Annotated in this window: 15 protein-coding genes; 9 read left to right on the top strand and 6 right to left on the bottom strand. The window is 65.9% G+C overall.

The genetic code is table 11. The features are described 5' to 3' along the window. Positions 1-247: 247 nt before the first annotated feature. The 6 genes from AB0M47_RS26305 to AB0M47_RS26280 form a co-directional block, all read right to left on the bottom strand. On the bottom strand, positions 248-673 hold the full coding sequence (locus AB0M47_RS26305) for a hypothetical protein (protein ID WP_363418654.1): 426 nt from the start codon (positions 671-673) through the stop codon (positions 248-250). Between the two features lie 14 nt (positions 674-687). After that, a complete protein-coding gene (locus AB0M47_RS26300) occupies positions 688-6,975 on the bottom strand; it encodes an RHS repeat-associated core domain-containing protein (RefSeq protein ID WP_363418652.1) in 6,288 nt (2,095 codons plus the stop codon). A gap of 195 nt (positions 6,976-7,170) precedes the next feature. Then, positions 7,171-10,098, bottom strand: coding sequence for a LamG-like jellyroll fold domain-containing protein (locus AB0M47_RS26295; protein WP_363418650.1), 2,928 nt, complete (start codon positions 10,096-10,098; stop codon positions 7,171-7,173). Positions 10,099-10,539: 441 nt separating this feature from the next. Beyond that, the gene (locus tag AB0M47_RS26290) at positions 10,540-11,580 is read right to left on the bottom strand and encodes a C40 family peptidase (RefSeq protein ID WP_363418648.1); all 1,041 of its coding nucleotides are present in this window, start codon (positions 11,578-11,580) and stop codon (positions 10,540-10,542) included. Positions 11,581-11,741: 161 nt separating this feature from the next. Next, complete coding sequence (locus tag AB0M47_RS26285) at positions 11,742-12,128, bottom strand: hypothetical protein (protein ID WP_363418646.1); 387 nt, start codon at positions 12,126-12,128, stop codon at positions 11,742-11,744. 117 nt (positions 12,129-12,245) lie between these two features. Beyond that, complete coding sequence (locus AB0M47_RS26280) at positions 12,246-12,689, bottom strand: XRE family transcriptional regulator (protein ID WP_363418643.1); 444 nt, start codon at positions 12,687-12,689, stop codon at positions 12,246-12,248. A gap of 240 nt (positions 12,690-12,929) precedes the next feature. Here AB0M47_RS26280 and AB0M47_RS26275 point away from each other — a divergent pair, with 240 nt between their 5' ends. The 9 genes from AB0M47_RS26275 (at position 12,930) to AB0M47_RS26235 (ending at position 22,109) form a co-directional block, all read left to right on the top strand. After that, the gene (locus AB0M47_RS26275) at positions 12,930-13,241 is read left to right on the top strand and encodes a hypothetical protein (RefSeq protein ID WP_363418641.1); all 312 of its coding nucleotides are present in this window, start codon (positions 12,930-12,932) and stop codon (positions 13,239-13,241) included. Between the two features lie 13 nt (positions 13,242-13,254). Next, the gene (locus tag AB0M47_RS26270) at positions 13,255-13,992 is read left to right on the top strand and encodes a hypothetical protein (RefSeq protein ID WP_363418640.1); all 738 of its coding nucleotides are present in this window, start codon (positions 13,255-13,257) and stop codon (positions 13,990-13,992) included. Further along, a complete protein-coding gene (locus AB0M47_RS26265) occupies positions 13,989-15,305 on the top strand; it encodes a hypothetical protein (protein ID WP_363418638.1) in 1,317 nt (438 codons plus the stop codon). The genes AB0M47_RS26270 and AB0M47_RS26265 overlap by 4 nt, the downstream gene beginning before the upstream one ends. After that, the gene (locus AB0M47_RS26260) at positions 15,305-16,840 is read left to right on the top strand and encodes an SCO6880 family protein (protein ID WP_363418636.1); all 1,536 of its coding nucleotides are present in this window, start codon (positions 15,305-15,307) and stop codon (positions 16,838-16,840) included. Before AB0M47_RS26265 ends, AB0M47_RS26260 begins: the two co-directional genes overlap by 1 nt. Before the next feature lie 252 nt (positions 16,841-17,092). Beyond that, complete coding sequence (locus tag AB0M47_RS26255; RefSeq protein ID WP_363418634.1) at positions 17,093-18,331, top strand: type VI secretion protein; 1,239 nt, start codon at positions 17,093-17,095, stop codon at positions 18,329-18,331. Continuing rightward, a complete protein-coding gene (locus AB0M47_RS26250; RefSeq protein WP_363418632.1) occupies positions 18,331-20,112 on the top strand; it encodes a TraM recognition domain-containing protein in 1,782 nt (593 codons plus the stop codon). Before AB0M47_RS26255 ends, AB0M47_RS26250 begins: the two co-directional genes overlap by 1 nt. After that, positions 20,109-20,870 (top strand): hypothetical protein, encoded by a 762-nt coding sequence (locus tag AB0M47_RS26245; RefSeq protein ID WP_363418630.1) that lies wholly within the window; start codon positions 20,109-20,111, stop codon positions 20,868-20,870. The genes AB0M47_RS26250 and AB0M47_RS26245 overlap by 4 nt, the downstream gene beginning before the upstream one ends. A gap of 8 nt (positions 20,871-20,878) precedes the next feature. Next, positions 20,879-21,853 (top strand): DnaB-like helicase N-terminal domain-containing protein, encoded by a 975-nt coding sequence (locus AB0M47_RS26240; RefSeq protein WP_363418628.1) that lies wholly within the window; start codon positions 20,879-20,881, stop codon positions 21,851-21,853. A 13-nt stretch (positions 21,854-21,866) separates the two neighbouring features. Then, positions 21,867-22,109, top strand: coding sequence for a hypothetical protein (locus AB0M47_RS26235; RefSeq protein WP_363418626.1), 243 nt, complete (start codon positions 21,867-21,869; stop codon positions 22,107-22,109). The last annotated feature ends 57 nt before the right edge of the window (positions 22,110-22,166 follow it).

Below are 22,166 nucleotides of genomic sequence, written 5' to 3'. Positions count from 1 at the left end.
AACCCGTACCCCCCCCGCCCCAAACCCCAAATACAAGTTGGTTGTTTTTTCCCCCCGCCACCCCCCCCGCCCCCACCCACCCCAACCCCCCGGCGGCGGGCGCGGTACCCCCCCCCCGGCCACCCCCGCTACCCGCTTGCTGAATTGAGCCAGCGATCAGACGCGCCGCCCTACTGCCGCGACTCGTTGCCCGTTCGCCTGCACCTCGCGCGCCAGGCTGTCCGCGTGGCTACGTGGAGCGGTGGCGTCAATTTTGTCCTCGAAGCCTTGCTAGGCTTCGGGCTGACTCGACGAACCATGCCGTCACGCTCCTTGCGAGGACTTCGGGCGGGCCCTCTTCGCGTATGCCGAGCATCGTCGGATCAGCAAGATCCACTCCACAGTCGACATAGCGGCGTTCAGCATCCCAGTTCAACATGCCCGGGCTCCGACCTCCGACGATGGCACCGTCTCCGTAGTCAACCCTCAAAACGTCGAGCACTGTGTCATCCGAGGCAAGGTCTAAGTGCAGCATCATCCAGATTCCCTGATCATCCTCGAACAGCCAGCATTGCGTATCCGGCTTCCTCACGCCGGCCAGTGCTAGTCCGTCTGCTAGGTTGCGTACCTCGTTTAGGAACGCCGCCTCCGCGGGCGTCCGCGGGTCCGACTCGACAGCGAACCATTCATCCATGCGCATCCCCATGTTCACCACTCGTCTCCCGGATGGTTCCGTTTCCAACTGCCGCCTTGCTGGGGTTTCACATCCTTCGGGAACATCTTGGGGGGGTACTTGGCCTGACAGTATGTGCAGATAGGTACCTCCTTGCCATTCCGCGGACGAATTGCCTTGGTGAACCGGAGCGCGACTGGATTTAGGAAGGAGAAGAATCCCCTGAAACCGATTTGACGTTCAACATCGGCTTCGGCACATCCGGTTGGATTGCTATTGCATCCCGCAGCTACTCGGCCGGTAAACCGATTGTAGCCCGCTGTCACGGTCGCTTTGCTGCTGCCAACCTCCGCTGCCTTAACGGTGCGTGCACCATATGCAGCCGCCTCAAGACCAGCCTCTGACGCCGCGGCTCCCGTACGTGCCGCACCCGCGCCTGGCACGAGGTACATCGCGGTGTACGCGGTGTCTGCGGCCGCGACGTATCCGTGGTGGAAAGCGGACTCCATGTCGCCTTCCGAGAGTGCCTCGATGGTGGCGGCGCTCTCGTCCCATGCCTCAACGGCGGTGGTGATCGGCGCTGTAACGGCGGCGTGTGCTACGCCGACCTGGACGTCGACGTAGTTGTTGAATGCTTCCTTGGTTGAGACGTTCGGGTCGAACACCGATATGACCAGGTCGCTTTGGACCTTTGCCTCGGCGTTCATGAGGTTGATGAAGCCTTCGACGGGTGCCTGGTTGACGTCGAGCCAGCCCTGGACGAGGCCGTCGAACCAGTCGGTGCCGAGCGGGTCGGTGAACGTTGCAGGGTTGTTGTTGCTGTACAGGTAGCCGTGCAGGGATTGGGGGTCGTTGGGGTCCATCTTGGGGTCGACGCTGATGAACCGTCCGGTGAACGGGTCGTATTCGCGGGCGCCGAGGTGGGTCAGTCCGAGTGGGTCGTTGGTGCCGCCGACGAATCCTTTGTCCATGCCGGCAGCCCAGGTGCCGGTGGTACCGCGTGGTGCGCCGAATGGCATGCTGCGGCGTTTGGCGCTGGTGAGGTCGCTGGCTTTGATGGTGAGTTCGGCGGTGCCGTGGTGGTCGCTGATGATCCAGCTGACGCCCGCCGCCGTCCGGATGGCGATGGTGTCGCCGTGGTGGGTGTAGTAGCGGGTTGCGGTCTTGGCGCTGGTGGAAGTGGTGTAACGGACTTCGAGCCCGTTTGCTAGGTAGGCGGTTTTTCCGGTGGCGTCGGTGCGGATGAGCCGGTTGCCGTCGGCATCGTAGATGTAGCTGGTGGTGGCTGTGCCGTCGACTTGGCTCGTGAGATGGCCTTCGCGGTCGAAGGTCAGCGTCTGGGTGCTGCCGTTGCTGTTGGGGCGAGTTTTGGTGTTGCCGGTGTTGTCGTAGGTGTAGTTGCGGCTCCAGGTGGCCGCCCCGGTTGCCGCGATGTTGGTGACCGTGTGCGGACGAACCGAATTGGACCCTGACGCGGGATAGTTGTAGGTGTAGGTGGTGTTGCCGGTCGAGGCGTAGTTGGTTTCAGTCTTGCGGTTGCCCGTGACGTCGTAGGTGAAGTCCTGCCAGTACTTGGCTGGGCCGCCCAATGCGCCGACATTGGGCGCGGTCGTGCAGTCACCGCCGCCGGGGGTCCAGGCGCTGGTAACCCGGCGTAGGTAGTCGTAGTTGTAGCACTGATAGTCCGCGGTCTGCCCACCCGGCGCGTCGGTGATCTTGGTGACGTTTCCGGCGCCGTCGTAGGTGTAGCTGTAGTTGGCCAGCTCGGAGCCGACCTCGGGCAGGACGTTAGAGCTCGTCAGGCGGCGAGTGGGTTCGTCGTAGTTGTAGTTGACGCTGACCCGGGAGCCGTATTCACCGAGGACACGCTGGGTAAGTTGGCCGCGCTTGTTGTAGGTCAGCGAGTAGACGTAGATCTGAGCGGCGGATAGTAGGGTGCCTTCGTCGCCGACGTCGGTGTAGCCGTACGTGAGTTTTTCGCTGGTCAGATCGGCGGCAGCGGGCAGGGTGGTCGTGAACGGTTGGCCGTTGGCCCGATAGGTCGTGCTGGTCGTGTACTGGCAGGTGTTGGTGGCTGTGGACGCGCACAGGCCGGATTGGGTGGCGGGCAGGATTACCGACTGTGAGGTGGGTCGGCCGTAGGTGTCGAAGGTGTCGGTCTGTGTGATGTACGCGTCGGTGCCCACGTATCGGGTGGCGGAGGTGAGTTTGCCCTTGCCATAGGCCAGCGTGTCGTAGACCCACTGTGCTCGGATGGTGCCGGTTGTCGAGTCGTCGCGCATGGTGAGTTTGCGGCCGAGTTCGTCGTAGGTGTAGGCGACGGTGGCGGTGCCGGTGCCTAGAGGGGCGGTTACCGTCTTGATGTTGCCCGCGTCGTCGTAGGCATTGTCGACGGTGCCCTTGTCCGGATCGGTGGTGTGGGTGGCGCGGCCGCGCAGGTCGTAGGTCGTGGTCCAGGCGTTGTGGGCCGCGTCTTCGATTTTGGTTTGCTGGCCGAGCAGATCGTAGGTGTACCGGGTGGCATCGTAGGTGGCCGGATCGGTGCTGCCGAGGTCCGCGACCGAATGGTATTGACGGAGTTCAACGGTGTTGCCTTGGACGTCGGTGATGATGGTCGTGGCGGTGCCACCCTGAGCGGGGGTGGTGTGGGTGCGGTCGCCGCCGTAACTGGTAACGGTGCGGGCGGTGAGGTCTTCGACGCCGCTGGCGAACTGCTGGGTCATCGTCTCCCTGCCGGCACCGTCGTAGATGTGCACGGTCTTGGACGGGATCTCACCTTGCGGACCGCCGAGAACGTCCTGCACTGCGGTGTTGGTCGTGTCGTGATAGGGCAGGGAGGTCCACGCGGTGTTGCCCGCCTTGTCATAGAACGTTTCGGTTATGGTCCGGCCGCCGCCGGTAGCCTGGGTCTGGTTTTGTCGTTGGCGTAGGAAGCCGTCGTAGAGGGTGATGGATTTACGGTAGGCAGTGCCGGTCGGGAGGAGCGTCTCGGTGGTCACCGCAGTGGGTTTGGCGGGTGTGGTGGCGACGTTGCGGATCTGGTAGGTGAACCTGGTCGACGGCGTCTGCGTGGCCTTAGCCCGTCCGGGTAGCCACACGCTGGTCAGCCGTCCGAGCCCGTCGTAGGCAAGGTCGGTGACGACATTGTTGGCGTCGATGGTTTGGGTGGGCAGATCCCAGGCCGGTTCCTTCAGCGTGGTCGTGTAGTGGCCCTTGGCGTTGGTGAGTTTCACCTGGGTGACGAGGCCGCCGTTGGCGGTTGTCAGGTCCGTGTGGGTGATGTAGCCGCGGGGGTCGGTGGAGTCGACGACTCGCCCGTTGGGGTCATACGTGTTGGTGGCGGTGCGCACGTAGTTGGGGGTGGTGCCGGTCCATGTGTCGAGGTCTTCGGTGCGTACGACGTTGCCGCCGGTGGGTGCGGCGCCGAATGAGTTGTCGTCGACGTAGGTGTCGTAGAAGGTGCGCTGGCGTTTGAGCACGGTCGACGGGGCAGCCGGGGTGGTGGCGTTGGCGCAGGAAACCGATAGGGTCTCGGTCTGCGACACGCGGTTGATCATCCAGGTGGTGTCGTTTCGGGCGTAGCTGGTGCGGGTGCAGGTTTCGTCGCCGGTGAGGTTTTCGTCGCCGAAGTCGTCCTGGGTGGTCGGCAGGCCGTCGGTGTTGTAGCCGGTCGTGTTCTTCGTAGTGCGGAAGCCGCCGGCGGCCAGTGCGGTACGTTGCCGGACGGTTCCGGTGTTGGTCTTCCACGCCTGCGTGGTGACCGTGGTGGTCGAGCCGACGATGGTGTGGGTTCGGGTCGCGGTCGGACCGGTCTTCCACGGCTCGGTCACGGTGGAGGAGACTTCGGAGCCGCCGGGTCCGTCGAAGGTGATCGTTTCGCGTTCGAAGCCTTCGAGGGCTTCGTGGTCTTCGATGGTGCCGCTCCAGGTGTCGCTCACCCACACGTCGCGGACGTCGCCGGGTGAGCTGGGTGCGTGGTCGCCGTCCATGCCTCGCAGGTAGCGGTGCTCTTCGGCGGTCTGCTGACCCAGTGGGTCGCCCTTGCGGATCTGGACGCGTCCATAGCCACGCCAGTCGCCCCAGGTGCGGTACTTGTCTTTGGTGAGCTCGTCGGTGTTGTAATGCCAGGCGGCTCCGCCGAGGTAGTCGTAGAAGATGGTCTGGGTGGGTTGGTCGGAGACGATGTCGTCCAGGTCAATCTGGGTGACGACGTATTTGTGGAACCAGTCCAGCGTCGGGGTTCCGGATGGCGAGTAGTAGGCCGGCCGGCAGCGGCTGGTGTTGGTTTCCGGGTTGGGTGCGTTGGCGCGACTGCAGTCGGAGATCGGCGAATAGGTGACGTTGATCTGGCCGCCGGACTCGGTGTTGATGGCTTTGATGCGCCACCGGTTCAACGCGGTGCGGTTGTCGTTGGGTCCGTCGACCCGGTTGGGCAGGGGTTCGGAGCCGTGGTCGAATGTGATCTCGGGCTCGCTGACCGCCGTTCCTCCGGCGGTGGTGACGTGTCCGGTGTGGGTGACGCCGGCCAGCCACAGTGGCGTGCCTTCGCCGGTTCCGGCGTTGACGAATTGCTGTCGTAGTGTCCACGACTCGACGTCGGCATAGCTCGAGGTGCCGTTGCGGACCTGGGTGGTGACCTTGGTCAGTCGTCGGGCGGACCAGAACGTGGGTGAGAGCTGGTCAGTGCACGGGGCGGCTTTGCAGAACTGGTCCCACGGGGTGTCGGGCCAGGCTGATTTGTTCGGGTCGGAGGTCCAGGCTGTGCCGGTCCAGCAGCCGGACAGGCATCGCTCTGCGGTTGAGAATGCGACGCGCAGGGGGGCGGCTTGGGAGTATTCGGCGTTCTGGCGCATGCCGTAGTCGATGTGGTCGAGGTAGCCGCCGCGGTCGTAGGTGGTGCGCTGGTCGGCGTCGAGATTGCGGCCGTAGGCGCCGGTCTCCTTCTTGTAGAAGTAGGCCATGCTGTTGCCGTTGGGGTCGACGACGTAGTCCAGGTTCCAGCGCCAGGCCTGCTGGCAGTAGGACGCGGCGTAGGTGCTGCCGTGGCATGGCTCACCGGCGTTGTTGCCGTACACCGGGGCGGTGAACACCGAGTCGGTTACCGCATTGCCGGAGGTCCAGCCGGGCAGCTTGTGGTAGCCGAAGTAGTACTGGGTGCCGTCGGTGGTGGTGACCTTCCAGTACTCGCCTTCGGCGACGATGTTGCCGTCGCTGTCGCGGGTCTGGTCGCCGTTGCCGTTGCTCGCGTTGGCCAGCTTTTCGATCTTGGTGCCGTCGTCGTGTTTGAGCCGCCACACGTTGCCGGACTGGATCAGCTCTCCGGCGTGGCCGTCCATCGACAGAGTGGCGTTGGAGGTAAACCAGCAACGGTCGCCGGTCTTGTGGTCGGGGTTGTCGTCGTCGCAGGAGGCGTAGTTACGCTCGATGAAGCCAGGCCACGATTCCCAGCCGTCGCCGATCCATCCGCCTTGGGTGTTGTCGGTGCCGGTGAGCCCGTCGACGCTGCCCGACGAGTAGCCGATGGTCAGCTTCGGTGCCGGCCCGTTGAGTGCGGGCGGGACCCGTAGCGGCAGCGACCAGGAAAAGTCACCGGTCTGGGTGCCAACCTGCCACGTGCCGGCAGGCGAAAGGCTGGTGGCGGTATAGTCGCCGTTGTCGCCACTCGGTCCGGCGGTGGCCGCTAGCACCGTCGCCGTCGCACCGGCGATGGTCACGTCACCGGTCAGGGTTCGCGATGCCGGATTGTTCCGCGAGGCGATCGGGGTCGCGGTGTGGCAGGCGGCCAGTGCCGGGGTCGACAGTACGCAGGCGGGCATTGCGACCAGTCGTAGTCGTGACGACCAGTCTCCGCCGTAGGCGTTGGAGAACCCGCTGTAGTCCAGATTGACGTTCACGGCAGCCGTGGCGAAGTTGCCGTCGTCGCGTCGTAGCGACATCAGTAGCCCGGACACACCGGCTCGGTCGGCCGAGGCACGATCGTGCACGGTGACGGCGACCTTACCCAGGTCACTGCCAGCCACGCGTGCTGCTGTGCCGCCCACGTCCGACACCGAGCGGCCGATCTTGATCGGCAGCGAGCCGGCGGTCGTCAACGTCGTCGAGCTTGTGTTGCTAGCGAGCTCGGCCACAGCGGTGTCAGCCTGCGGCCAGGTGACGGACCCTGGGCCACGGACCGTGTGAGCGTCATCGGACTTTGTCTTGGCAACGGCGATCTTCTTGTTGACGACCGGGACTCCACCGCTGCCTTGCGGGGCGGGCGGTGTCCACGGTGCCCCATCGGCAGCGACGGCGGGCGCGGCCAGCAGGCTCGCTGTGACGATCACGGCGACCGGGCCGGCGATCCTGGCCCATCTGCCGCGACGGAAGTGACGGAATCTGAGCAGGTCTCGTGCTTGGTGGGCCATGGCTAGTCCTCCCCAAAGATCAGCGCGGGCTGTAGACGTGCGATGGAGCCGCGGCGGCGGCACGGAGGATCAGGTTTGGCGGGCCAAGAATGGGTCCGCCAAACCTGATCGCGATCATTGCAAGGCGAGCTTGCAGATGTCGGTGGTGGACAGTGCTCGGGTGTAGGCGTGAACGGCGTCGATGCCGCCCAGCCACGCCTCGCCGGTCTCGGCGCGCCCAATGGCCAGCGAGCCGGTGGCCGACCACGGCGTGGTGAACGTTGTCGAGTTGGTCTCGCCGGCGCAGCTTTCCGAGCCGCCGGAGACGTGCACCGTGATCGCACCGGTCGTGGCGTCATAGATACCCGCGACATGCACCCACGTGCCGGTGGCCGGTAGGCCGACAGTCTGGCCGTCAGCGCACGTGGCCACGGGTGTCACGGTCGTGGAGTCCGACGGGCGCACAGTGAAGCACCAGCCACCCGCGCCGGAGTTGGCCTGCTTGTCGAAGTTCAGCTGGAAGCCGCTTGCGTTGACGCCGTCCTGGCTGATGATCGTCGCGTCCGCGGCCAGGCTGGAGGGGTTGACCCATGCGGCCACGCTGAAGCTCTTCGTGGTGTCCACGACGGCGCTGCCGGTGGTGATCTGGCCGCCGGTGCCGGTGAAGATCGCGGCGTTTCCGAGGTATCCGGTGCTGAACGCCACGTTCCCCGCGAGGGTGCCGGGCATCGGTGTAACGGATGTGCCGATGGGCGCGCAGACCGGATCGGTGCTGTCGGTGTTACCCGAATCTGTTGCGGTCGTGCCGGACGCTTCGTTCAGCTTCCAATGCCAGCATCGGTTGGCCAGCGGTGACACCCAGAACTGGTAATCGATCGTCGGTCCCACGTTGCCGGCCGCGTCTAGAGCCTTCACATGCATGGTCTTGACCATGTCAGTCGCGGGGTTAAACGAGACGGTGGCAAGCGCGGAACACGTTGTCTCGCAGCCTGTCTGCATCGTTGCTGCCGTGGTCGTGGTTCCGCCTTGGCCGTCGACCCACCAGGTGAACTCGACTACGTCGGAAAACCGCACTGCGTTGGGGTTGAGCTTGTCGTAGGGCGGCAGCTCGCTAAAGGTGAACTGTCCCGCCGTGCCGACGACGCTCCCCCACTGCTTCTCGGGGTACTGGCTGGACTCGGCGGTAGGCGTTTGTGGCGCTGTCGCGTCGACGCTCAGGGTCTGCCAGGCCGACCAGTCGCCTGTCAGGTTGTTCTCGTCGTAGGTGCGGGCCCGCCAGTAGTAGGTGGTCTTGTTGACGAGCTTTCCGGTCGGAACCTGCCAGCTGGCGGTGCCTGTCGCCGACCCGGACGTGGTCGTCGTGACCAGGGCAGTCGAGTTGTCGGTCACCAGGGTCGCGGTGTCGGACGCGGCGGCGCGGACTTCGAATAGGGTGCGCAGCTGCCCGCCGTACGGGTCGGACACGGTCGTGGTGAGGGTGGGCTGGGTGGTCCGCACCACCGCCGGTGAGGTGCACGCCTTGTAGCAGTCGGTCGTCGTCGACAGCGGCTGCGCGGTGGGGGCGTTCGGCTTCAGGTCGTAGGTGACGACCAGGTAAGTCTTGTCGTTGTAGAACTTCTTCCACCGATCCTGCGTCGACTCGTACTGGTCGGTTTCGTTGCAGGCGCACAGGCCCAAGGTGTAGATCGTCCAGTTCGCCGTGGCGGCCGCCTGCAAATCGGGCTTGATCAGTACCGAGTCGAAGATGGCGGGCATGTCCGGCTGAATGGTGCCGCATCCGCCCGCCTCGTTCGCGTGACCCTCCCAGGCGTCCAGGTGCGCCGCAGCCAGCGACCCCAGCGGCCGGGTCGACCACGCCATCCGCCCACCGGACGCGACCGTGATATTGCCGCCGGGCCGATACAGGTGCACCCACGTGTCATCGCACGAGTACGAGTGGTCCAAGACGGCGTCGACCTCCGCCGAGATGATCGTCTTCCCGCGCAGGGCCGACACATCGAACTCGAAGTACGAGCGGTAGTTGCGGCCATCGGCCTCGTTGTGCCCGACCCACATGCGACTGTCGTTGTTGTTGTTGACGTCGCCGCTGTCGGCGTACGCCCATTTCGAGCGAAGGTTGTTCAACGGCGGGTCGATGAAGATGGGGAAGGTGGCATCCGGGTCCGACAGCAGGACCGGGTTCGCCGTCACGATCATCTCATTGCCGTTGACCGCCACCTCCACCGGAGCCGTGACGGCGCCGATGCCTGGTTCGATCGGACTCGACGTGAGCCCATCATCAACGCTGGTTTCCTCCGACTCGATCGTCGTCGACGCGCTCGCGGCCTGTGCAGGCGTCACTCCGGGCAGGACCTCGCCTGCGGCGGCGGGGTCGAATGTCGAGTCCCACATCGCCGGCGCGTGGCTCGTCGCGACCTCTGCTCCAGAGCCGTCGCGCAACGATAGGCCACCGTCGGCATTCGCCTGAACCTGAAGATCGCCGCCTAGCAGATAATGCGCCTGCTGCACGGCAGGATTCGCCGCTGCGGCCGCAGTCTTAACCACCAGGGCGTGGCTGTAGCCAGTCCGGCTGGCGGTCACCGTCAGATCGACATCCGGAAACACGGCATACACCGCCGTATCGCCCGACACGGTAGGCGCCGGAAGCGGCGAAGGCCAGGAGACGGTGAACATGTGACCATGCTCCCGCCACGTCACCAGCGGAGTCGTACCACCATCGGAGAACGTCACATCAGCAGCCGACGCAACCGGCTGCCAGCCGCCTGCGACGGCATGCAGCGTCGTGTCCACCGCCACCCACGACCCGTCACTGCGGTGGACGCGCTGGGGCACCGACGACACCTTGAATGTGGCGGTCCCATCCGGATTCACGAACGTCTGCGACTGCTCGGTACGGTCCGCAGTGGACTCCACAGCCCGCCCGCATGCCGTGGCGATCGCTACGGCGGCGCCCACGTCCGCCGCCTCGGTCGAGCACGCAGGCGTTGCCGCCGAAGCCGTCCGACCCCCGAGAGCTAGCGAGGCGCCGACTATCGGGAACAGTAAAAGCAGTGCCGCTAGCACGCGACTACGTCTGGACTGACGCCCACCGACAAGCTGAAGCGAAGACCGTGTGCCCACCCGTGGCTCCTTCGAAGATCGAGTAGTGCGCACACTTTAGGAATCTCGACCGACATCCGCGTGCCCCTAAGGTGATCATCGGGCGTGGTCTTGCATCCTATGATTTGCCCGAATACAGATCGACCTCCTCGACTCCACGGCAGAGATCGAAGTGCTGTAACTACACAAGGTCACCTCAGGGCTGGGCCGACTAGCCGATCATCAAACGGCCGGATGACGTCGACATCGTTATCGAACCGTGATGCCCGCCCGGAGGCTGTCGGAGCAACGAATTTGCCAAAGGCATGACATTTGGTGCCTTCAACGCGCGCCGAGGTACACGCCTGCAACGGACGGCGCGGTTACCTGGAACGAGCCGAACAGTTGCATTAGATGTGATGAGTCCTAGTTAACTGGCCTACGGACCGCAGCGATGTGATCTTGCCAGTATCCGGCCAGCCTGCTGATCTTCACCAGTTCGCCGGTCTGCGGCGCGTTCACGATCAGGCCGTGTCCGATGTACATCCCGACGTGGCCGGGGTGCTCGTACGTTCCGTCGCTCCCCGGGATGAAGATGAGGTCGCCCGCGACGAGGTACTTGACGTCGTACACAGGCGTGCCGACGTTGACCTGGTCGTAGGTGACCCGTGGCAGCGAGATCCCGGCGTGGCGGTATGCCTGCTGCACCAACGATGAGCAGTCGCACTGCTTGGCTGGGTCTCCGGAGTGCGGAGCTGTACAAGATCCGCCCCACGAGTACGGCGTACCGAGCTGCCGCAACGCCCAGGCGACCGCGATAGCCGCCTTCAGCGGCGTACCCGCTGGAATCTTGTAGCTCGGCGGCAGCGTGGTGACACTGTCGCCGGGGATGTCGATCCCGTTGTCGGCCGAGCAAGCCGCGGCAGCCCCGCTGAACGTCGCGGCCAGCCGAGTCCCGAGCGGCTCCCACGTCGCGTACGCATCGGGGAAGGCGGACCGCTGGACGGCTTGAGCCGCCTGTGTCAAAGGCATCGTCTGCCAGCCAGCAATCTTGACGAGCTTGTTGTAGAACGCCCTAGAGGCATACACCGGGTCGGTGAGCTGGGCCGGTGAGCCCCAGCCTTGGGATGGCCGTTGTTGGAAAAGGCCGAGTGAGTCGTGATCAGTGGCGACGGCGGAGTTGTGCAGGCTGGACTCCTGCATGGCGGTGGCGATCGCGATGATCTCGCCGCGGATCGGGAGTCCGAGTTGGACGCCGACCGCGTAGATGATCTGTGCGTTGCCTACCTGGTCGGCGTCGAGCGTGACGCTGTTGACGACGGTCCCGGCGGTGACCGGCTCCCAGCAACCGGCCAACGCTGACGCGGGGCTCGGGTCGAGTACGCCCGCTCCCGCGGCGCCGATGGCGATGGCGAGCACGAGGGCGAAGGGGCTTAGGGCGGCGAGGCCGGCGAGCTTGATGTTCATCGCGGCCCGCGGGGGTGGCGGGGATGCATGCGGTGTCCTCGGCTGGGGTCCATCGCCAGGGCGTACGGGTCAGCGCTCTGACGGCCCGTCAGCTACTAGCTGTGGCTAACGTGCCTGGTGAGGCTAATCGATAACGCCCCCGACTTGTCAATATCTGCTGATCATGAGTTTGCGACGGCAAGAATGTGTGCCGCGAAGGCTTCGGCTTCGGCGATCTGTTCGGCGGAGTAGTCGTACGCGGTCAGACCGTGGGCGAGCAGCAGGTCGAAGCCGTCAGCCACGACCGTGCGGTGTTCATAAACCATGTGACCGATGTGCCGCAGCGTCACCCGGTCGCGCGCGACGTCTACGAGGTCACATGGGATGAAGATGTGATCATCCATCGCGGTTGGTAGCCATATGCCGCCGGTGGCCGTAAGCGCTGTCGCCTCTGCCGGGAGGTCGTGAAGATAAAGCGGACGGCCGCGCTGGCGTGCAAGGTTCAGGCGGAACTCATCGAGATCGAACGGGTGGGGCACGACGACCCCGCGAAGACGCGGATCATCCATGATCACCCTCCCCAGCAGCACTGAAACCTGCCTAAAGATCGTTCTCAGGCTAGCTGATGGATCATGGGCGAGATGCAGTTTTCGCACGCTATGTCGCGCTCGACGGTGCGAAATCGCCTACGAATCCGCCGGGTTCATAGGCAGACCTTCTAGACGACGGGCGTTGCGAACCATGTCGAGAATGACGCGCAGGCTCTGGTCCGACAGGCCGACGGATTCCATCGCGATCTCGCGGATGCCGGCTTCCCGCAGCGCGACCATCAGCTCCAGCCGCGCCGCAGTCTCGGCCTCGGAGGCGTCGTCGGTAAAGTACGCCAGAGGCACGTCGAACAACTTCGCGATCAGCGCGAGCTTGTCCTGGCTCGGGTTGCGCCGCTTGCCAGTACGCAGCTGCCACAGGTAGACCGAGGTGATCACGTCGCGGCCTGCCTGCTTGTTGATCAAGTTGGCGGCCTCGGAGTTGGTGTACGGACCGCGCCCAGCCGGATGGACCGTCTCGAAGAGGTGACTCAATCGTTCAGCGAGGCTAGGTGCGGCGTTTTCGGCCTCATCGTCACCCATGTCCGGCCTTCACCTCCGCTCCCCTGGGCTCTGGGCACAGAAAGAAGCAGATTAGCGCCAGCTAACCGCGTAGGGAAGATGAATCGGATCACATAAACTGCGGGTTGACAGCGCCGCCATGAGATCACTTAATGTGGCTCCCGCCACAAACTGCGGCTAACGCCGCTGGTGAAGGCCCTTTCGTCGGGCGTGAACCCGCAGTTCGTGGGCACCGCAAACCCTCACGGTGGGAGCCCCCTCATGTCCATGGTGACGCATGTCGTTCACACGTTGGTGAGCATCGCCGCTGATGTTCCGAACCCCGCGCCGGCCGATCCAACCGGCGGCTCGAACGGCATCAGCCTTCTGCTGTCGTACGTGAAGTGGGGCGCACTGATCGCGTGCGCGATCGCGGCGTGCGCGTCAGGCGGCATGATGGCGATCGGCAAGCTGTCCAACCGCCCGGACACCGCCGAGAAGGGCAAGTCGGCGTTCGTGTGGTCGCTCGGCGGTGTGATCGCGACTGCGATTGCCATCCCACTGGTCAACAGCGTCTTCGCCGCTGCCAACTGATCCGGCGTCCGCGATGAGTAACGACTTCCTGGCGAAGCCACGCCGGGGCGGTAGAGCCGTGCTGGTCGGCGCAGCGCTGCTGACTGTTCTCGCGATCGGCGGCACCATCAAGCTGTCGACGGCGAAGCCTGATGTACCGACGGGCACAGCAATCGATCCGGGCGCGACCACGAGTCCCGCCGCCGCAGCCTCGATTTCGGCACCGCCCGTCGTGCTTGGCCCGGTGACGTTGGTCCGGGGATCCCGCGTCCTCAATGGTGTCTCGGTCGGATACCCGCATTCCACGGTGGGATCGGTCTCGGCCGCCGCCGAGTACGCGACACAGTTCGGGTCGACGCTGGAGCCGGATCGAGCCGCCACCGTCGGGCGGATCATTGCCGATCCTTCCTTCGAGCTGGCTCCCGACTACTTTGCCAAGGGCCCGGTCAACACGCGCAAGGCTCTCGGGATGTCGGCCAGCGGCGACCTGCCTCAGGGCGCGTCGGTCGCGCTGAACCCCGTCGCATACCAGATTCGGGACGTGTCTGCTGACAAGGTCGTCGTGCTGCTCCTCGGCTACTACACGACCAGTACGCCGGGCCAGGGCATCAAATCCGAGGTCGGCGTGTGGCCGCTGGAGATGCACTGGGCCGATGACGACTGGAAGGTCCTCAAGCCTGGGGTGACCAAGGAGACGGACTACAACCCGCTCGCGGCACGACCCGGCACAGCTGACGCGATCGCCAAGGGCTGGCAGGAGCTTCGGCGATGATCACCACCTGCGATCCGCTCACGAATCCCACCGGGTGCACGCCGGGTGACATCGTCGGCGACGTCATCGGGGGTGCTGCCTCCTCGGCGTGGGAGTCCGTGTGCAAATCGTTCGCCGATGCGGCCACCGGCCTGATGAAGCAGTTCGCGGACGTCTTCGTCGCTATCCCTCCGGTCAACGTCACATCTGGCGGCGTCCGAAGCGTGTACGCGATCAGCCTCGGCCTGGCTGCGTCGGTAGCCGCGATTCTGCTGCTGGGTCAGGTGATCCGTACGGCATTCACGCGTGACGGGTCGGCGTTGGCACACGGGTTGGTCGGCCTCGGCAAAGCTGCGTTGGCGTTCATGTTGACGCTCACGGTCGCCGGGACGAGCTTGCTCGCAGCCGACGAGCTGACCGCATACATAGTGAACAAGGCGTTCGGCTCACCGAAAGGCTTGCAGGACAAGCTGACTGCGCTGTTCTCATTTGACCCTGGCTGGTATCCGTCTCTGGTCCTTGTCCTCGCCGTGCTCGGCATCGTGCTCATCGTCGTGTTGTGGTTTGAGCTGCTCCTGCGCAACGCGGCGATCGCTGTGCTCGTCGCCACCTCCCCCATCGCTGCCGCGGGACAGGTGTCCGAGACGACGAAGACGTGGTGGTCCAAGCTCGTCTCGGCCGCAGTCCAGCTGATCATCCTCAAGCCGATCATCGCCCTGGTCTTCGGCCTCGGCTTCAGTATGGTCGGCCAGACCGACAGCAAAGAAGTCGGAACGCTGCTGGCCGGAATGCTGATCCTGCTGCTTGCGGCACTCGCGTGGCCCGCGATCGGACGATTCTTCACCTTCGCCTCGGTGCAGACCGGCGGCGGCGCGGGTCTCGGTGCCGCGCTCGGATTCGTCGGCGGGAAGATGTCGGGCGGAGGCGGACCCGTCGGCGTCAACCCTGCGCAGTTCAGCCAAGCGGCCGAGGGCCGCACCATGGCGGGCTTCGCCGGCGGCGGGAGTGCCGCTGGAGCGGGCGGTTCCGGCGCGGCCACTGGCGCAGCCGGATCCGTCGCGATCCCGCTCGTGATCGCCAAGGCCGGAATCGACATGGCGCAGAAAGCCGCGAACTCAATGACCAACCGCATGGAAGCGACGGCCGGTCATGCCGGTCTTCACACGACCGTGCCGTACGCACCGCCCGGCGGCCATGTCCAGCACACAGCCCCCGTCTCGGCTGCGGCCACGGCGGCTGTCCAGGAACGGCCCGAAGCACCACCCGCCCCAGCGGCGGTGCCTAATCTGCCCGACCAATCGCACCGCAGCCCGATCGAGGAGGTCGGTAAGTGATGACCACCGACAACGACAGCCCGAGCATCCGCACCTACTTCGGCTGGCAGCAGGAGAAGGTGGCCTTCCTCTTCGGCCTATCAGCGCAACGGGCGCTGATGATCGCCGCCTCCGTTCTGTTCGGCATCTGGCCGCTCGCCGCGTCACGCATGAGCGCCGCCGTCGTGTGCTGGCCGGTCGCCACGGCGCTCGGCGTACTGGCGTTCCTACGACTCGGCGGCCGGACGGTCGACGAGTGGCTCGTCGCCTTCATCTCGTACCACTTGGTCAAGTCCCGCAACCGGCACAAGTTCGCGTCCGCCGCCTTCGCCCCCTCCGCCGGTACGGGACCGAAGCCGATGGACCTGCCGGGCGTACTCGCGCCCTTGAAGATCCTGGATGCTCAGATGCCCGGCGGCGGTCCGCTCGCCGTGGCATACCACCGCCTGGACCGCACCTACACGGCCGTCGCGAAGGTGCGGTTCCCGGGTATTGGGCTGGTCGACTCGCAGCGGCGCGATCAGCGGGTCGCAGGTTGGGGTGGGCTGCTGTCCGGGCTGTGCACCGAGGGCAATCCCATCGTGCGGGTCCAGGCCCTGCAGCGGATCGTGCCGGAGTCTGGTGCCGCTCTGCGGCGCTGGCACGCCGACCATGTCTCCGACACTGCACCCGCGGCCGCCGTGGAGATCACGTCGGGCCTCCTCGCCACAGCGACCCTCGCGACGTCGCAGCGTGACGCGTACCTCGCCTTCACGATGGATGAACGGCGAGCAGGCACGGCGATCAAGGGCGCCGGCGGCGGGACCGCGGGCGCCGCGGCGGTCCTGACTAGGCACCTACGGGCGTTGCAGTCGTCGATCGCCGGCGCGGACCTGCAGATCGAAGCGTGGCTGGGGCCGCGCGACCTCGCCGAAGTGCTGCGGACGGCGTTCGATCCGCACTCAGGACGCCACCTGGCCGAGCGCCGGGCCAACGCGACCGCTCCCCTCGCCGTTGGAGGCGGTCTACCTGCTGGCATCGATCCGGCGCTTGCAGGTCCGGCTGCCGCCGAGGCGAAGCCGAATGTGTACGCGCACGACGGCGCGCAGTCGGTTACGTACTGGGTGCACGACTGGCCCCGCAACCAGGTGTACTCGACGGTCTTGGCCCCGCTGCTTGGGGAGGGGCAACACCGCCGCGCCTTCTCGGTGCACATAGAGCCCCTCGGCCCGCGCGAGGCCGAGCGGGAGGTGATGCGGGAGCGGACGGCTCGGTCGGTCGCGGTGCGGATGCGACAGCGCACCGGGCAGATCGTGCCCGAGCATGAGCAAGCAGCGCTCGACCGCGCCCAGGCGCAGGACGCCGAACGGGCCGCTGGACACGGTCTCGTGCGATTCACCGCGTACGTGACCCTCACCGTCACCGATGTGGAGGAGATCGAGGACGCTTGCGCCGCGCTGGAAGCCGACGCCGCCGCTGCGCGGATCGAGATACGCCGCATGTGGTACGCCCAGGACGTGGGCTTCGCCATGAGCGCGCTGCCGCTCGGCTTCGGCCTGCCCAAGAAGCGTTGGTGACCGGCCATGTTCCGTAAGAAGGGCCCCGATCTGCCAGTCACCGACATGGCGCGCCTGCTCAGCACGACAGCCATTGCCCCGGGCAAGCCCGCCCGCGTCAAGACTGTTCGTGAACGGACCGAGCCAACTCCGCCTCGGCGTGGGTGGGCACGACCGTTCGCCGGTCGGGCACCCATCACGCCACCGATTCCGACGTTCCGCGGCTCGACCGGCCAGATTCAGGGCCTCTACCCATGGCTCTACGGGCAGTCGATGCCCCCGGTCGGCGTCTACATCGGCGTGGACTGTCTGTCCGGCGGCGCGTTCTCCTGCCATCCGATCGAGTGGCTACATCGTGGTCTGATCACCAATCCCAACCTGCTCATCACCGGCGTCCCCGGGGCTGGCAAGTCCGCGACCATCAAGGCGATCGCGCTTCGGCTGATGGCGTACGGCGTCAAGACGTTCGTCCTTGGGGACATCAAGAACGAGTACGCACCCCTCGCCCGTGCGCTCGGCGTTGACCCTGTCGAACTGGGTCCTGGCCTTGGCGCGCGGCTCAATCCGCTCGACTCCGGGCCGTTGGGAGCCAACCTGCCCACCGAGGCCGAGCAGCTGCGGGAACGGCTCGACGAGATCCACCGTAGGCGGATCAGCCTGCTGTCCTCGTTACTGGTGATGCGACTCAGCCGCGACCTGACCCCTACCGAGGAAGCGGTCCTGTCGCTGGCGATCAAGCACGCCTCGGGCCAGGCCATCGGCGCGTCCCGGCTTGCCGATCCGACCATCCCCGAGGTGTGGTCGCTGTTGCGTGACCCGCTGCCGGAGATCGCTCGCGAGTTGCGCGTACGCGGAACCGACGAGCTGCGCGAGATGATCCGTCCGGCGGCCGACGCCCTGGGCAACATGGTCCAGGGCTCACTTTCCGGCCTCTTCGACGGGCCGACCACCGTCCGGCCCGACTTCAACGCACCCATCCAGACCGTCGACCTGTCCCGCATCGACGGCCGTGGAGACGAGACAGTGGCGATGACGCTCGCCTGTGTCAGCAGCTGGGGTCAAGCCGCCATCGATGAGCCTGGCGGCCCAGTACGCCTCGTCGTACGCGACGAGCTGTGGCGGGCGATGCGCGTACCGGCGATGATCCGCAAGGTGGACTCGGATCTGCGACTGTCTCGGGCTCAGGGCACGATCCAGGTGCTGGCGACCCACCGCCTGGCCGACTTCGAAGCCGTCGGCGCCCAGGGCTCCGAGGAGGTCACTATCGCCCGGAACCTCATCGCAAGCTGCGACGTACGCATCTGCCTGCGTCAGGACACGGCTCCCCTGGCGATGACCAGAGACGCAATCGGCCTGACCGACACCGAATGCGCACACATCGCCTCCTGGTCCGGCGAGCAACTCGGCCGCGCCGTATGGAAAATCGGGCGGACATCGTCCCACGTAGTTCAGGTCGTGTTGTCGCCCCAGGAGCGCAGGCTCTACTGGACCAACGAACGGATGTCTGTCTGATGCAGACGGAGGTCACGACAGCGCGCACCGGAGCCCTCGACGGGCCCGCCGAGTACGCCATCGTGGCCGGGCTCGGCCTGGCCGCAATGGCCACGATCGGAACGTGGCTCACGGGCCAGATCTCCGGGTTGCTATTCCGCCTCACTTGGCCCAGGGCAAGCTTCTCCGACTCGTTCGCCGTCGCCCTCAGATTGCCGGTGAACTGGCGGGACCCTCGCCAGGCTTGGCCGGAAGCGGCCCGGAACGATCTGCCGGGGACATTCGGGATCTACGTCGCGGCGTTGCTGGTCCTCGCCCTGATAATCACCATGGTCGTGGTTGTCGCCAGGCGTCTCGCCCGCAGTCGGCAGCTCCGCGGTTTCGCATCGCGCCAGCAGCTCGAAGCGACCCTCTCTCGGCGCGCCGTGTTCGCCCGGACTCCTCGGCTGCGACCGAGCCTCACCGGCCAACCGCAAATCGAGGACATCGCAGTCAGCCTCGGCCGAGCGGTCCCGTCGCGGATCGAGCTGGCCGCCACCGTCGACAACTCTGTACTTCTTCTCGCCGCACCGCGACAGGGCAAGACCTCGCAGGTAATCATCCCGTGGCTCAAGGACTGGCCCGGCCCGGCGCTAGTCACGTCGGTCCGCCCAGACGTCCTCCACAACACGCTGACGCTTCGCCGCGAGCGCGGCCCAATAGCGATCATGGACCTCAGCGGCGACATCGGCGCGTGCCGGTTGCGATGGTCGCCCCTGGACGGATGCCGCGAGTTCGATAAGGCTCGCGAACGCGCCGACATCATGGTCACCGTCGGCAAGACGGACCACTCCGACTCCACCAACGCGGGATTCTTCGGCCTGACCGCCACGAACCTACTCGCCGGCTGGCTACACATCGCCGCCGTCACCGACCGCACCCTCGACGACGTTCTACGCTGGGCGCTCAACGAGACCGACGACGAACCGGTCAAGCTCCTCGCGGCAGCCAATGGTGCGCACCCGCACGTCGGGCCGATGCTCGAGACGATCTACAACTCGCCCACCGAAACCCGCTCCAACATGTGGGCCACGGTCTTGACCGGCCTCGGACCGCTGCTGACGAAGTCTGCTCACGACACGTTCTGCCCGGCGGCCGGAGAGTGCTTCGACATCGAGGGCTTCCTGCGCAGCAACGGAACGATCTACCTGATGGTCAGCGAGAAGCAGGCCGCACAACTCGCGCCCCTCATCTCCGCCTTCGTCGACGAAATCACCATCATCGCCAAGCGCCTCGCCGACGTCTCCGACGGAGAGCGACTCGACCCACCGCTCGGGTTGTTCTTGGACGAGGTCGCCAACGTCGTTCCACTCCCGAGTCTCCCGGCCCTGATGTCGTACGCCGGAGGCTCCGGCATTTTCATCATCGCCGTTCTGCAGAACTTGGCCCAAGCGCGGCAGCGATGGGGACGCGAACGCGCAGAGATGCTGTGGGGCGCAGCCACCGTGAAGATCGCCCTCGGCGGACTGACCGGCGACGAACTCGAGGACCTCTCCCGGCTGGCCGGCGAGTACCGCGAGACAGTCACGACACCGCAGCGTGGGCCAAGCGGTACCAGCTTCAACACGCACGTTGTCGACCGCAAGACGATCAGTTCCGACGCGGTGCGGACTCTCTCCGAAGCGAAGCGGGAGGCTCTGATCATCCACGCCACCACCCCTGCAGTGAAGACCCGCATGATCCGCCACTACGAGGGCCCCGACGCGAAGGCGTACGCCGGTGCCGTCGAACAGGCCCGCCACCTTCTCAGGGAGGGCCGGTGACCGAGATTGACCAGCGCAACCCGCCGATCGCCCGGATGCGACCGGGCGGCCGAGCCGACGGCATGCCACCTCGCATGCGTAGAGCCGGGGACCGACAGTCCCGTGGTCGCGGAACGCCCCCTCTGCGCGAGTGGCACCAGCTCACCGCAGTCGAACGTAAGACCGCCTGGGTAGAACTCGTCGAGTGGGCCATCTGGCTCCACGATCGCTACGAGCTGTCGCGCGACAGTCGGCTGCCGGACTGCTGGCCTCAGCACCCCGGCCTTGTCGAGGAACTGTGGACGCTCAAGGCCTGGCGCGAGGAGATCTACACCGCGACGGAACCCTCCGCCCAGGCTGCCCGCTACTGGCACGCCGAACTGCGGCAGGTTGTCCAGGCCGCGAAGACCTTCTACGCACCCGGATGTCGGGCCGGGCACAAGGCCACACCCAAACTCGCGGCCACCGACGTCGAACTCCGAACGGTGTGGCTCGGCGGCGACCCGCTCCTGGGCGTACCACCGTCGATGTTGACGGCCAGCGGCACGACGAACGGTGACGTGCTCGCGGACTCGATCATCCGCGACGCCCTCCAGCGTGGGGACGCGCGGACGCTGAGCGAGACCGTCTGCGAGTGGGTCCGCTACCGCGAGCACTGGTGGGCGCTGCACGACGGCCGCTGGGTGCGGGTCGACGACCCGCTCACTGTCGCGATGCTCGATGCCAAGGCCGAAGAACTCGCCGCTTTCGACCAGGCCGCAGCCCGGTTTCGGCTCTAGGAGGATCAATGTCCTATCTGACGGTACGCGCAGAGCAGGCACTCATCGGCGCCATGCTTTCCGACGACGAACTGCCGTCGATCGTTGACCGGCTCAAGCCCGACGACATCGGGCACAACGTCGCACGAGCAATCGTGACCGCGATCCGGGAGCTGCGGGCAGCCTTTGACGGTCCGCAGCTTGTTGCCGAGGTGGCGCTGCGCGTCAATGTCGTCGGCGTCGACGCCGAATGGCTCGAGCAGTTGGTCGAGCAGCGACCGCGTGTCGATCACGTCGCGGCGTACGCGCGCATGATCAAGGAGGCGTCATTCAAGCGGAGGGTCACCGCGCACGCGGAGGGGATCGCAGCGGCAGCGGCTGCAGGGCACACCACCGGGCCGGCGGTTGACCACCTCGGGCAGCTGGCGCAGGTACTCGCCGAGCACGCGATTGCCTACGCGCCGTTTACCGACGACCACCAACGGCCCGATCGCTTCGCCAGCTCCCGGCACTTGACATCGGCGGCTGCCTCCGGAGCCGAACGAGCGACCAAGGAGGACCTTATTCTCGCGGACCTGCTCCGCAACCCGGAGCTGGCCCGAGAGCTCGCCACGCTGCTGCCATCTGAATCATTTACGTCCGAGCAACGACGGAATGTGTACGAGACGATCGTCAGCCTGGCATACGATCACGAGCCCATCGACGAGATCATCGTGGCTTGGACGCTGGCCAAGCAGCGGACGGCGGACCGGCTCTACGGCCTTGCCATCCCGGAAGGAGCAGAGCCGGACACGGCGTACGTCGCTCGGCTCGCCCGAGTCGACGTCGACTTCGGCACCGCGATCGCGGTCGCGCGGGAGATCTACGCAGCCGACGTGAGGGCCGAGCTGACTGCCCGAATGAGCAGTGCCCCCGTCGTCGAGCACGCCATACATCGGAAGGCGGAGATCTTGCCCGCCCCGGCACACGACAACGGCGTCAACCCGCCTCAGATCCGGCTGTGAACGAGGCGATGAGATGAGAACATCCACCCGAGTCCTGTGGCTCAGTCATGCGCAGATGCGCGACATGCAGGAGGCACGGCTGGTGCGAGTCGTACGCAGCGTCGAGCAAGAGCCTGCGTTCGTCGCTTACGACGGGAGTTGGTGGGCCGGCGGCGTACTCGGCTGGTTCCGCATCGACGAGAAGGATCCCGCAACGGCCGGGCTGATCGCCGAAATCGAGGAGTACGCCGCCTGGATGGACGAAGCCGACGCCTGAGGAACCGCGAACGAGAATGCCCCGGCCGTTCGTGGACTCAAGTGCGCACCCTCCAGT

The sequence above is a fragment of the Hamadaea sp. NPDC051192 genome (assembly GCF_040682475.1).
In the GTDB taxonomy this organism is placed as follows: Bacteria; Actinomycetota; Actinomycetes; order Mycobacteriales; family Micromonosporaceae; genus Hamadaea; species Hamadaea flava.
The sequence above is the reverse complement of the archived record's forward strand: the minus strand, read 5'-3'. Positions and strand labels throughout refer to the sequence as shown.

Excerpts from the sequence above, each read along its gene's own strand:
- AB0M47_RS26305 (WP_363418654.1), bottom strand. The coding sequence starts at position 673 with ATGGATGAATGGTTCGCTGTCGAGTCGGACCCGCGGACGCCCGCGGAG.
- AB0M47_RS26290 (WP_363418648.1), bottom strand. The coding sequence starts at position 11,580 with ATGAACATCAAGCTCGCCGGCCTCGCCGCCCTAAGCCCCTTCGCCCTC.
- AB0M47_RS26285 (WP_363418646.1), bottom strand. The coding sequence starts at position 12,128 with ATGGATGATCCGCGTCTTCGCGGGGTCGTCGTGCCCCACCCGTTCGAT.
- AB0M47_RS26280 (WP_363418643.1), bottom strand. The coding sequence starts at position 12,689 with ATGGGTGACGATGAGGCCGAAAACGCCGCACCTAGCCTCGCTGAACGA.
- AB0M47_RS26275 (WP_363418641.1), top strand. The coding sequence starts at position 12,930 with ATGTCCATGGTGACGCATGTCGTTCACACGTTGGTGAGCATCGCCGCT.
- AB0M47_RS26270 (WP_363418640.1), top strand. The coding sequence starts at position 13,255 with ATGAGTAACGACTTCCTGGCGAAGCCACGCCGGGGCGGTAGAGCCGTG.
- AB0M47_RS26265 (WP_363418638.1), top strand. The coding sequence starts at position 13,989 with ATGATCACCACCTGCGATCCGCTCACGAATCCCACCGGGTGCACGCCG.
- AB0M47_RS26260 (WP_363418636.1), top strand. The coding sequence starts at position 15,305 with ATGACCACCGACAACGACAGCCCGAGCATCCGCACCTACTTCGGCTGG.
- AB0M47_RS26255 (WP_363418634.1), top strand. The coding sequence starts at position 17,093 with ATGCCCCCGGTCGGCGTCTACATCGGCGTGGACTGTCTGTCCGGCGGC.
- AB0M47_RS26250 (WP_363418632.1), top strand. The coding sequence starts at position 18,331 with ATGCAGACGGAGGTCACGACAGCGCGCACCGGAGCCCTCGACGGGCCC.
- AB0M47_RS26240 (WP_363418628.1), top strand. The coding sequence starts at position 20,879 with ATGTCCTATCTGACGGTACGCGCAGAGCAGGCACTCATCGGCGCCATG.
- AB0M47_RS26235 (WP_363418626.1), top strand. The coding sequence starts at position 21,867 with ATGAGAACATCCACCCGAGTCCTGTGGCTCAGTCATGCGCAGATGCGC.